The 11,331-nt window shown below is 69.9% G+C and carries 13 protein-coding genes; 10 read left to right on the plus strand and 3 right to left on the minus strand.

Features of this window, described 5'->3' with window-relative positions; all coding sequences use genetic code 11:
* Window positions 1-88 precede the first annotated feature (88 nt).
* Window positions 89-1,084, plus strand: a complete 996-nt coding sequence (locus tag MT347_RS13890; RefSeq protein WP_243501833.1) for a glycosyltransferase — start codon at window positions 89-91, stop codon at window positions 1,082-1,084.
* A 39-nt stretch (window positions 1,085-1,123) separates the two neighbouring features.
* Here the strand turns inward: MT347_RS13890 and MT347_RS13895 are convergent, their stop codons facing one another.
* Entirely contained in the window at window positions 1,124-3,013 is a 1,890-nt protein-coding gene (locus MT347_RS13895; protein WP_374206541.1) for an alpha-amylase family glycosyl hydrolase, read from the minus strand.
* 92 nt (window positions 3,014-3,105) lie between these two features.
* On the opposite strand from MT347_RS13895, the gene MT347_RS13900 reads away from it, so the two are divergent.
* The 4 genes from MT347_RS13900 to MT347_RS13915 all read left to right on the plus strand — a co-directional run bounded on the left by MT347_RS13900 (window position 3,106) and on the right by MT347_RS13915 (window position 6,101).
* Window positions 3,106-3,618, plus strand: coding sequence for a hypothetical protein (locus MT347_RS13900; RefSeq protein ID WP_243501835.1), 513 nt, complete (start codon window positions 3,106-3,108; stop codon window positions 3,616-3,618).
* Window positions 3,619-3,679: 61 nt separating this feature from the next.
* Entirely contained in the window at window positions 3,680-4,681 is a 1,002-nt protein-coding gene (locus MT347_RS13905) for a hypothetical protein (protein ID WP_243501837.1), read from the plus strand.
* Complete coding sequence (locus MT347_RS13910; RefSeq protein WP_243501838.1) at window positions 4,678-5,043, plus strand: GntR family transcriptional regulator; 366 nt, start codon at window positions 4,678-4,680, stop codon at window positions 5,041-5,043. The genes MT347_RS13905 and MT347_RS13910 overlap by 4 nt, the downstream gene beginning before the upstream one ends.
* Window positions 5,044-5,159: 116 nt before the next feature.
* A complete protein-coding gene (locus MT347_RS13915) occupies window positions 5,160-6,101 on the plus strand; it encodes a DMT family transporter (RefSeq protein ID WP_243501840.1) in 942 nt (313 codons plus the stop codon).
* A gap of 75 nt (window positions 6,102-6,176) precedes the next feature.
* Here MT347_RS13915 and MT347_RS13920 read toward each other — a convergent pair whose 3' ends face one another.
* Both MT347_RS13920 and msrB read right to left on the minus strand, forming a co-directional pair.
* Window positions 6,177-6,728, minus strand: coding sequence for a nitroreductase family protein (locus MT347_RS13920; protein ID WP_243501854.1), 552 nt, complete (start codon window positions 6,726-6,728; stop codon window positions 6,177-6,179).
* Between the two features lie 14 nt (window positions 6,729-6,742).
* A complete protein-coding gene (gene msrB, locus MT347_RS13925) occupies window positions 6,743-7,150 on the minus strand; it encodes a peptide-methionine (R)-S-oxide reductase MsrB (RefSeq protein ID WP_243501842.1) in 408 nt (135 codons plus the stop codon).
* 73 nt (window positions 7,151-7,223) lie between these two features.
* Between msrB and MT347_RS13930 the strand changes: the two genes are divergently transcribed.
* The 5 genes from MT347_RS13930 (at window position 7,224) to groL (ending at window position 11,235) form a co-directional block, all read left to right on the plus strand.
* Window positions 7,224-8,213, plus strand: coding sequence for a DUF2332 family protein (locus MT347_RS13930; RefSeq protein ID WP_243501843.1), 990 nt, complete (start codon window positions 7,224-7,226; stop codon window positions 8,211-8,213).
* Between the two features lie 9 nt (window positions 8,214-8,222).
* Window positions 8,223-8,477 carry a DUF3263 domain-containing protein gene (locus MT347_RS13935; RefSeq protein WP_243501845.1) on the plus strand — a complete coding sequence of 85 codons (255 nt, stop codon included), beginning with the start codon at window positions 8,223-8,225 and terminating at the stop codon, window positions 8,475-8,477.
* A 35-nt stretch (window positions 8,478-8,512) separates the two neighbouring features.
* Window positions 8,513-9,115 (plus strand): LytR C-terminal domain-containing protein, encoded by a 603-nt coding sequence (locus tag MT347_RS13940; protein ID WP_243501846.1) that lies wholly within the window; start codon window positions 8,513-8,515, stop codon window positions 9,113-9,115.
* A 131-nt stretch (window positions 9,116-9,246) separates the two neighbouring features.
* On the plus strand, window positions 9,247-9,447 hold the full coding sequence (locus MT347_RS13945; protein WP_055956643.1) for a cold-shock protein: 201 nt from the start codon (window positions 9,247-9,249) through the stop codon (window positions 9,445-9,447).
* Window positions 9,448-9,615: 168 nt separating this feature from the next.
* Window positions 9,616-11,235, plus strand: a complete 1,620-nt coding sequence (groL, locus tag MT347_RS13950) for a chaperonin GroEL (RefSeq protein WP_243501847.1) — start codon at window positions 9,616-9,618, stop codon at window positions 11,233-11,235.
* The last annotated feature ends 96 nt before the right edge of the window (window positions 11,236-11,331 follow it).

The raw sequence follows: 11,331 nt of genomic DNA on the forward strand, positions 1-11,331 counted from the left end.
ATGCGTCGATCGACAGGGCAACGCCGAAGGAGAGCCGGCTGACCGCGCCGACGGAAGACTCGCGCCCGCTCGGAACGGACGACGCTCGATGAGTCCGGAGCGCGACTCGTCCGCCCGCCTCGACCTGGCGCCCGACAAACCCCGCAAGCTCCTGCTCGCGGCGTCCACCGGCGGCCACATCGCCCAGCTCGTGCGACTGGCTCCCGGCCTGGGCGCGACCGACGACTCCCTGTGGGTGAGCTTCGACTCGCCCCAGACCCGGTCCCTCCTGCGAGACAAGCGCACGCTCCTCGTCCCGTACATCAAGCCGCGCGACTGGCGCGGCACGCTGAAGGCGGTCGGGCAGATCGACAAGGCCCTCGCGGTCGAGCAGTTCGACGCCGCCGTCAGCACCGGAGCCGCGCTCGCGACGGCCGCGCTGCCGGTCGCACGCCGGCGCGGGATCCCGGCCCTGTACATCGAGAGCGTCTCGCGCGTTCTCGGCCCGTCCCTCACGGGTCGCATGCTCTACCACAGCCGCCTCGCCGAGATGCGGACGCAGCACCGTTCGTGGGCCGGGGGTCGCTGGGGCCTTCACCCGAGTGTGCTCGAGACGTTCTCGATCGAGGACCGGACGGCACCCGAGGGGCGTCCGCTGAAGATCTTCGTGACCCTCGGCACCATCCAGGGCTACCGCTTCGACGGTCTTGTCGACGCGCTGCTGGCGACCGGGCTGGTGGGTGACGACACCACCTGGCAGCTCGGATTCACCACTCGCGACGATCTGCCCGGCCGTGTCGTGCAGGACATGGATGCCGCGTCCTTCGCGCGGGCGATCGAGGAGGCCGACGTCGTCGTCACGCACGCCGGTGTCGGCACCATCCTCGGGCTCCTCGAGTCGGGCGTCTATCCGGTCGCGGTCGTTCGCCGCAGCGGCAGGAACGAGCACGTCGACGACCATCAGGCGCAGATCGCGGGCTTGATCAACGAGACCCGGATCGGGACGGCCGTCGAGATCGAGGAACTGACGTCGCACGTACTTCTCGAAGCGGCGGAACGTCGCATCGCCACCACCGACGGCCTGCCGGCGCCCGAACTCCGCTGACGCGATCCCCGGCGCGGTGAGCCCGCGCCGGGGTTCCGGTCAGCGCGTCCGTACGCGGAGCCACCTCACGTCGTGGGCGCCGAGCGTGACACCGGCCCCGAGCCACACGGGGGAGGCCGCGACCAGGTCGAGGGCCTCGGGCGCGAGCCCCGACAGGGTCAGCGCGTCGATCTCGACCGCGGAGTCGTCGACGTTCGCCACCACCAGCACCGAGAATCCGCTGTCTCCGGGGCGCAGGAACGCCACGACCGACCGCACGCGCGCGTCGAAGGCGACGAGGTCGTTGCCGGCCAGTTCGGGCGTCGAACGGCGGACGGCGAGCAGGCGCGACAGCCGAGAGAACACGCGACCGGCCGGGGTCCTGGCATCCGTGCGATCGGCGTCGCTCTGCGCGGAACGGAACGGCCGGTGCACCCAGCGGCTGTCGCCGGCCTCCTCCGCGCGATCGGCGTAGCCGTAGTCGTTGAGCTGCGCGACCTCGTCGCCGAGATAGAGCAGCGGGATGCCGCCGGTCGACAGCGCGAGCGCGTGCGCGAGGATGACACGGTCCTCGCCGCCGGCGTCGCCCGCCTCGATACCGGCGAGGGATGCCGTGGTGCCGGTCACGCGCGCGTCACCGGTGCGCGGGTTCTCCTGGAACGGCACGCCACGGGCGAAGGTGCCCTCGGACCGGCCGACGTAGAAGTCGTTGAGGAAGCGTCGGTGCGGGTAGCCCTCGATGCCGAGCTCGGCGGCATCCTCGTCGGCGAAGGTCCACCCGATGTCGTCGTGGCTGCGCACGTAGTTGACCCACGCCGTGCCCTCGGGGAGAGCGTGGCGGCGCTCGAGCGCCTGCTGCAGCAGGCGGCCGTCGCGCGTGGCCAAGGCTTCCCAGGTGAGGGCCATCTGCAGCGGGTTGTACGACAGCTGGCACTCGTCGGGCGAGATGTAGGTGATCACCTCGTCGGGGTGCACGATGGCCTCCGACTTGAACAGGAGTCCCGGGGCGGCCATGCGCAGCACGGCATTGAACGCCTGCAGCAGAAGGTGCGCCTCCGGCAGCGACTCGCACGTGGTGCCCAGCTGCTTCCAGATGAAGGCGACGGCATCCATCCGCAGGATCTCGACCCCCTGGTTCGCGAGGAAGAGCATCTCACCGGCCATGGCTTCGAAGACCGCGGGATTGGCATAGTTGAGGTCCCACTGGAAGTGGTAGAACGTCGCCCAGATCCAGCGTCCGTCGTCGAGCTGCACGAAGGATCCCGGGTGGTCGTCGGGGAAGATCTCCCGGGTGGTCCGCTCGAAGGCGTCGGGCATCTCGCGGTCGGGGTAGATGAGGTAGAAGTCCTCGAAGCCCGCCTCGCCGGCGACGGCCTTCTGCGCCCACTCGTGCTCGTTGCTGGTGTGGTTGAAGATGAAGTCGACCACCAGCGAGATTCCGGCGCGGCGGAGGTCGGCGGCGAGCGCGGCGAGCTCGTCCATCGTCCCGAGCGCGGGGTTGACCCGGCGGTAGCTCGACACCGCGTAGCCGCCGTCGCTGTTGCCCTCGGGGCTCTCGAACAACGGCATGAGGTGCAGGTAGGTCAGGCCCAGCTCGCGGAAGTAGGGGATGGCATCCCGGATGCCGCTGAGCCCGCCGGCGTAGCGGTCGACGTAGCAGACGCCCCCGAGCATCCGCTCGCTCTCGAACCAGTCGGGAGTGCTGTCGCGTTCGCGGTCGAGGGATTTCAGCGCGCGCGGACGCTCGGTCCAGGAGCGACGGGCGAGGTCGACGACGGATGCCAGGCGCTCGACGCCGTCGGGGCGCTGGCCGTACAGGCGCACGAACAGCGCGTGCAGCCGGGGAAGGTGCATCTCGGCATGGGCGAGGAACTCGCGGTCGGCGCGGGACGCGTTCAGATCGCCGAGGATGTGCGAGACGTCGTGGGGGCCGGGGCTGAGCTGGGTCACGGGTGACAGCCTGACGCATGCAAGGGGGAGCGGTCGACAGCGACGTGCCCGCGAGGGTCGTTTCGCGCGACCGTCTCCGCGATCATGGGCACATGAATCCGGTGTACGAGAAACGCTTCGCCCCCGTGATGGTCGCCGTGACGGGGGTCGTCGCGATCATCGCCTACGCGGGTGTCGCCCTGATGCAGATCCTGGTGTGGAATCCCGAGGCGGCCGTGCCGGGCCTCTCGGCCGACGAGGTGTGGCGAGAGGTGGGTGCGGCGAACCAGGGCCCGCCGAACGCGTTCGTCATCGGGGTCCTCGCGGTCGGGCCGCTGCTGGCTCTCGTCTTCCTCATCCTCTTCGCCGTGACCGATGTGGGAGTCTGGCCGACCGCTGCCAGCTACCTGGGTCTGCTGGCCACCGGCATGACCGGTTACTTCGTCGCGTCGTTCGGGCCCGGTATGGGACTCGCCGACACGTACCCCATCAGCGGAGGGGACTACGCCCTCGGCGGTGTGTTCCTTTACGGGGTGAGCGTCCTCGCGATGATCGGACTCCTCGGAATCTTCGTCGGTGCGCTCGTCCGACACCGGCGCGAACGGAGTGCACTCGCGTCGGCATGACTTTTTTGTGTCACCCTGATGGCACAAAATGTGCTAGAAAAGTCGCACGAAAGGTGGTCACGTGAGCGCGCAGTATCTCTTGAACGTGTGGAATCGGCTTCTCCAGGCATCTCCCGGGGAAGTCGTCTGGGGGCTCGTGTCCTCGTCGGTGGTGTGCGCGGTGCTGGGTGTCGCGGCGGCCCTCGTCGTGGCACGCGTGCGGCGTGGGACGGTGGCGGCGGATCGTGCCCCGCGCGACGAGCGCATCGCGTTGGGGGGAATCGCCTTCGCCGTAGGCGCCGTGTGGATCGCCGACGTCGTCCTCCGCGGTTATGCCCTCGACATGTCGGCCACGGTGGCATGGTGGCGCTTCGCCGTCGCCCCGATCGGCGCAGCCCTGGGGCTGGCGATGCTGCTTCTCGCGATGCGCGCCCGAGGGCCGCGCCGCGCGGTCGACGCGGCCTCCGTGAGTCGGCGCACGTGGACCACCTCCGGTCCTCTCCGTGGTATCGCGCTGTACGCCGCCGTCGTCGGTGTCACCATCGTGGTCGCAGTCGTCTTCGGGCGCATGTCGACGTCGTACGGTCCGGGCATCGCCGCACATCTCACCCTGGAGGTGCCGAATACGGATGTTCCACCGGTTGTGACGATCTTTCCGGGCTGGGCCTACGGCATCCCTCTGATGGTCTCGGTGTTCGTCCTGGCGGCCGCCGTCTTCTGTGCTCTGCGGCGCAACGCCGTCCGGCCCTTCCCCGCCTCCGTCTCTCTCGATGTCGAGCGCGCTCGGCGGGCTGAGATCGCTCGCGGCGTCGTCGGCATCGGCATCGCCGCGACGTCGATCGTGCTCGGGGGCGTGCTGCGCATGGCGCGCTCCGCGGTGGCCACGACGATCACGACGACGTCGGTGTCCGCAGGAGAAAGGCGATTCGACCTGTTGCTGCCCCACGCCGACCTGGTTCTCAGCGGAGGCGTCGTGGCGCCGCTGCTCGAGATCGGGGGAGTCGCGATGCTCGCTCTGCTCGTCGTCCGGTCCATCCGCGTTGCACGGGCCCCGATGCGGGCGAGTGCAGAGATCCGCGCATGAAGGACGTTGCGTCGGCGGACGCGGCGAGTCCGACAGTCGATCTGCATCGCTTCTACCGCGGAATGATCGTTTCCGGTCGGCTGGGTGTCGGCGAGAAGCTTCCCCCCGTGCGGCAGGCAGCGGCCGACTTCGGTGTCGCTCCGGGCACCGTGCAGAAGGCGTACCGCGCGCTCGAGATGGACGGCCTGATCGTCAGCCGTGTCGGCTCGGGAACCCGCGTCGCCCCCGGTGTCGCTCCGCTTTCCGCGGGCCTGATGCGACAACTCCGTGCGCTTGTCGACGCGGCGGTCGCGGAGGGGGTCGAGGTCGAGGCTTTGACCGATGTCCTGCGCGTGTACGGGGACGACGCGCGGTCGGTGTGATCTGCGACGCCGGACGTCGCGACGTCGGGCGCCGTGACGGGGATGCGCGCCGGGTGTGCGCGACGGGGCGTCGTACGATCGACGATGGCCCGAGCCTCGGGCACGAGGGGAGCGCGGTGTCGGAGCGCGGTGCGGTCGGTCTCGCCGTGGGGGGCGCGGTGCTCATCGGCGCACTCACGGCCCTGCAGGCGCGAATCAACGGCTCCCTTGGAGCGGAACTCGGCAACGGCATCGTCGCGGCCGCGGTGTCGTTCAGCTCGGGGCTGGTGATCCTCGTCGTGGTGTCGGTGCTGCTGCCCGAGGGGCGGCGGGGCTTCGGTCGTCTGGTGGACGGCATCCGAACGCGATCCGTACCTCCGTGGATGCTGCTGGGCGGCCTCGTGGGCGCATTCACGGTGGCGAGCCAAGGACTGACGGTCGCCACGATCGGCGTCGCCCTATTCACGGTCGGCTTCGTCGCCGGGCAGACCGCGGGTGGCCTCGTGCTGGATCGCGTCGGCTACGGCCCGGCGGGTGTGGTGCCGGTCACCGTGCGCCGCGTCGTCGGCACCGCCTTCGCCATCGCCGCGGTGGTGGTGTGCCTGTCGGGTGACGCGCTCGGGGGAGTGCCCCTCTGGATGGTGGTCGTGCCCGCCGTCGCCGGTGCCGCCGTGTCGTGGCAGCAGGGCACCAACGGACGACTGCGGGTGCGGGTGGAGAGCCCGCTGACCGCGACGCTGGTGAACTTCATCGGCGGTACCGCGGTGCTGCTGATCGCCGCGGTCGTGCACGTCGTCGCCGTCGGTGCACCCCGCGCCGTGCCAACGGAGCCGTGGCTCTACGTGGGCGGTGCCGTCGGGGTGATCTACATCTTCCTGTCGTCGGTGGTGGTCCGCCGCACCGGGGTGCTGCTGCTCGGGCTCGGCTCGGTCGTCGGACTGCTCACCACCTCGGTGCTCCTCGACGCGCTGTGGCCCGCGCCGGCGGCTCCCTCCACCTCGGTCGCCATCCTCGCGGCCGCGGTGGCCATCGTCGGTGTCGTCGTCGCCGCGGTGCCCTGGGGGCGTCGCCGCACCTGACCGGCACCGATCGGTCGCGGTCCTGCCCGAACGACGACGCCGCCCGGAGAGATATCCGGGCGGCGTCGTGGGCGATCAGACGCGCGTTTCGTCGACCGCGCGGCGCTTCTTGGCACCGGGCAGGCGCGAGATGTGCCTCGCGGCATCCACGGCCTTGCGACGAACGGGGCGCGAGCGCTGCGGCTTGCCGCCGACGTAGAGCCACCCGAGAAGCACCTCGCCCTTCTCCAGGCCGTGGGCCTTCGCGAGGGCCTTGCTGCGGGTGTTGTCATCGGTGCGCCAGAACACGCCGAAGCCCGCTTCGTCGAGAACGAGGCTGAGCATGTGGGCGACCCCGGATGCCGTGGCCTCCTGCTCCCACGCGGGGATCTTCTTCGACGACACGTTCGCCACCACGGCGATGATCAGGGGCGCCCTGCGGGGCTTCGAGGAGTACCCCTTCTTGCCGTCGGCCTTGTTCAGGGCGCGGGCGAGCAGATCGCGATCGCTGCCGCGGATCTCGATGACGCGCCACGGCCGCAGGGTCTTGTGGTCGGCGACGCGACCGGCCGCCGCGACGAACGCCTCGAGCTCGGGACCGGTGGGGGCGACGTCGGTGACCTTCGACCACGACCGGCGGTCGCGCATCGCCTCGAGAGCGCTCACGCCTTGTCCTCCGGGGTGAAGTTCAGCGACAGCGAGTTCATGCAGTAGCGGTCGCCGGTGGGCGTGCCGAAACCGTCGGGGAAGACGTGGCCCAGGTGCGAGCCGCAGTTGGCGCAGCGAACCTCGGTGCGCTGCATGCCGTGGCTGTCGTCGTCGATGAGCTCGACGGCCTCGGGTCGCACCGACTCGTAGAAACTCGGCCACCCGCAGTGCGAGTCGAACTTCGTCCCGCTCTGGAACAACTCGGAACCGCATGCGGCGCAGGTGTAGAACCCGGCGCGGCTCTCATCGAGCAGTTCACCGGTCCACGCGCGCTCGGTACCGGCCTGGCGGAGCACCGCGTACTGCTCGGGCGTCAGCTCTTCGCGCCACTGGTCGTCGGACTTGTCGACGGCGTAAGTCATGGAAACTTCCCTTCTCCGTCACCCATTCTGTCGTGCCCGGGAGCGGTCAGGTCGGCCTGGCATGATCTGCGGGATGGACCAGGATGCCGTGACCGCCGTCGTCGACAGGTTCGGCCGTTTCGCCCGCGACGAGGCGCCCGGTCGATCGGCGGTCTACGAGGCGTGGGCGCGCCGGGTGGTGGACGACCCCGCTGTGGCGACCGCGCTCGCGCGTATCGCCCCGGCACGGCGTCAACCCCCGCTCGTGTTCGCCGTCGTGCGCCTGCTCGGCGCGCCGATGGACGACCTCGACGCGTGGGCGGCGTGGGTCGTCGCCTACGCCGGGGCGATCGCGGACGAGTGCGGGCGGCGGAGCGTGCAGACGAACGAACCGCTCCGGTGCGCGGCGCTCCTGCCCGCCCTCGCGCTCATCGACGGTCCCATCGCGCTTCTCGAGGTGGGCGCCAGCGGGGGACTCTGCCTCTACCCCGATCGCTACTCGTACCGCTACCGACGCGGCGCGCAGACCGTCGCACTCGATCCCCCGAGCGGGGTGAGTCCCGTCGTGCTCCGCAGCGACCTCGAGGGGATGCCGGAGCTTCGGATGCCGAAGGTGGTCTGGCGCGCGGGCATCGACCTCCAGCCGCTCGACGCGCGCCGCCGTGAGGACCGGGCGTGGCTCACGGGACTGGTGTGGCCGGGGGAGGAGGGGCGCCGCGAGCGCATCGACGCCGCGCTCGACATCGCCGCGGCCGACCCGCCCGTGCTCGTCGCCGGCGACGGCGCCGACGCGCTCCCCGCGCTCGCCGCGGAGGCGCCCCGAGACGCCACTTTGGTCGTGACGACCCCCGGGGTGCTCGCGCACGTCCCCGGGGCTCGGCGAGCGGCGATCATCGCTGCGGCGCGCACCGCGGGACGCTGGATCACGCTGGACGCTCCGGCGCTCCACGACGGCTGGACCCGGCGGGTCGAGTCGGTGCGGGGTGGCTTCTCACTCGCTCTCGACGGCGACGTCCTCGCCGAGGTGGATCCCCTCGGCGCGTGGGTGGCGTGGCATCCCGGATCCGGCGCGGTCCGCCGTTAACGTGATGGCGTGGCTCTTTCGGACCGTGAACTCGCCTTCCTCGCCTTCGAGGGTGAATGGCGGCGCCATGCGGGTGCGAAAGAGGAGGCGATCCGTGCCGAGTTCGGCCTCACGCCCGCGCGGTACTACCAGGTGCTCGGCCGGCTGATCGACACTCCTGAGGCCCTCGCCCACGACCCCATGCTCGTGCGGCGCCTGCGTCGCCGGCGCGACGACGCCGCGGATCGGCACCGTTCGCGCCTCGGTCGGGCCGTTTCGCGCTGACGGGCCGATCGGGCTCCGACCGATAGCATCGTCCAATGGCCAGATCGACCTTCCCTCGGGATCGCTTCGACGACCTGCCCGATCCGTCCGGCCGCGTCGGCGCTCACCGGGCCGAGAACCCGCGGCTGCGCGGGTGGATCGTCTTCTTCTGGGCGGCGATCGCCACTCTCGTGCTGATCATCGCGGGCATCTTCGCCACCCTCGTCGTCTCGGGGCGCATCTCGCTCGGCCCGGATGACGTGGCGACCCCCGTGCCGACCGTCGAGGTGACGACCCCGGCCGTCATCGACACGTCCTACTCGATCGTGGTGCTGAACGGCACCGCCGACGAGGGGCTGGCGGGTGCTCTGCGAGATCAGATCGTCGCGGCCGGATGGCCGGGCGACGGCGTCGAGACGGGCGATTCCGACACCACCGATTTCGGCCAGACCACGGTCTTCTACCTCCGCGAGACCGATCTGGCGGCCGCAGAAGGCCTGGCCCAGACCATCGGCGAGGCCCAGGTGGCGCAGAGCGACTTCCTGCAGCCGACCGACGATCCCGACACACCCGACGACGAGAGCGCGGTCAAGCGTCTGATCGTCGTCATCGGCGTCGATCGCGCGGCAGGTCAAGCGTCCGCATCACCCGCTCCCTGACCCCGCTCGGGCCGCGTGTTTCCGCGGGGTAACAACTTGACGCCGTGCGCGTCAACAATGCCCCCGGACGCTGATCCGACGGCTGTGTCCGTGCTTACGATGACCTCGTCGTTCAGCAACAGGAGATTCGCATGACGCAGGGCACTGTCAAATGGTTCAACGCCGAGAAGGGTTTCGGCTTCATCACCGTCGCTGACGGACAGGACGTGTTCGTCCACTACTCGAGCATCGAGATGTCGGGCTTCCGCGTCCTCGAGGAGGGGCAGGCCGTCGAGTTCACCGTCGGCAGCGGCCAGAAGGGTCCGCAGGCGGAGTCCGTCCGTCTGGCCTGAGTGCTGAATCGAACGCCGCGGCATCCGAGTTCCGGATGCCGCGGCGTTCGGCGTTTCGGGGCGGCTCGTGGCTTGCACTCCCTAGGGGCGAGTGCCAGAATGAATTAGCACTCGCTTTCGTCGAGTGCCAATTCTGCAAGTCACCCGTCCGGGAGGGACGACACACTTATGGCAAAGATCATCGCTTTCGACGAAGAGGCACGGCGCGGCCTCGAGCGCGGCCTCAACACGCTGGCCGACGCCGTCAAGGTGACCCTGGGCCCCCGCGGTCGCAACGTCGTGCTCGAGAAGAAGTGGGGCGCCCCCACGATCACGAACGACGGCGTCTCGATCGCCAAGGAGATCGAGCTCGACGACCCGTACGAGAAGATCGGCGCCGAGCTGGTCAAGGAGGTCGCCAAGAAGACCGACGACGTCGCGGGTGACGGCACCACCACCGCCACCGTGCTCGCCCAGGCGCTCGTGCGCGAGGGCCTGCGCAACGTCGCCGCCGGCGCCGACCCGATCTCGCTCAAGAAGGGCATCGAGAAGGCCGTCAAGGCCGTCACCGACGAGCTCCTCGCCTCCGCCAAGGAGGTCGAGTCGAAGGAGCAGATCGCCGCCACAGCGTCGATCTCCGCCGCCGACCCCGCGATCGGCGCGCTGATCGCCGAGGCCATCGACAAGGTGGGCAAGGAAGGCGTCGTCACCGTCGAGGAGTCGAACACCTTCGGCACCGAGCTCGAGCTCACCGAGGGCATGCGCTTCGACAAGGGGTACATCAACCCCTACTTCGTCACCGACCCCGAGCGTCAGGAAGCGGTTTTCGAAGACCCGTACATCCTGATCGCCAACCAGAAGATCTCCAACATCAAGGACCTTCTGCCGATCGTCGACAAGGTGATCCAGGAGGGCAAGGAGCTCCTCATCATCGCCGAGGACGTCGAGGGCGAAGCCCTTGCGACGCTCGTGCTCAACAAGATCCGCGGCATCTTCAAGTCGGTGGCCGTCAAGGCTCCCGGCTTCGGCGACCGTCGCAAGGCTCAGCTGCAGGACATCGCGATCCTCACCGGCGGCCAGGTCATCACCGAAGAGGTGGGCCTCAAGCTCGAGAACGCGACCGTCGACCTGCTCGGCCGTGCGCGCAAGGTCATCATCACCAAGGATGAGACCACGATCGTCGAGGGTGCGGGCGAGTCCGAGCTGATCGAGGGTCGCGTGACCCAGATCCGCCGCGAGATCGAGAACACCGACAGCGACTACGACCGCGAGAAGCTCCAGGAGCGTCTCGCCAAGCTCGCCGGTGGCGTCGCCGTCATCAAGGCGGGCGCGGCCACCGAGGTTGAGCTCAAGGAGCGCAAGCACCGCATCGAAGACGCCGTGCGCAACGCCAAGGCCGCTGTGGAAGAGGGTGTCGTCGCCGGTGGTGGCGTCGCGCTCATCCAGGCCGGCAAGAACGCCCTCGGCAACCTGAACCTCGTCGGTGACGAGGCCACGGGTGCGAACATCGTCCGCGTCGCCATCGAGGCCCCGCTCAAGCAGATCGCGCTCAACGCCGGTCTCGAGCCCGGTGTCGTGGCCAACAAGGTCGCCGACCTGCCCGTCGGACACGGCCTGAACGCCGCGACCGGCGAGTACGGTGACCTGTTCGCGCAGGGCATCATCGACCCCGCCAAGGTGACGCGTTCGGCGCTGCAGAACGCGGCATCCATCGCCGGCCTCTTCCTCACCACCGAGGTCGTCGTCGCCGAGAAGCCCGAGAAGAACGCCGCTCCGGCCGGCGACCCGACGGGTGGCATGGACTTCTGATCCACGCCTGATGTCGACAGAACGCCCCCTCCTCCGGGAGGGGGCGTTCTGCGTGTCGGAGGGGGGGGGGGGGGGGGGGGGGGGGGGGCGGGGGGG

This window comes from Microbacterium sp. VKM Ac-2923 (genome assembly GCF_022815605.1).
Lineage (GTDB): Bacteria > Actinomycetota > Actinomycetes > Actinomycetales > Microbacteriaceae > Microbacterium.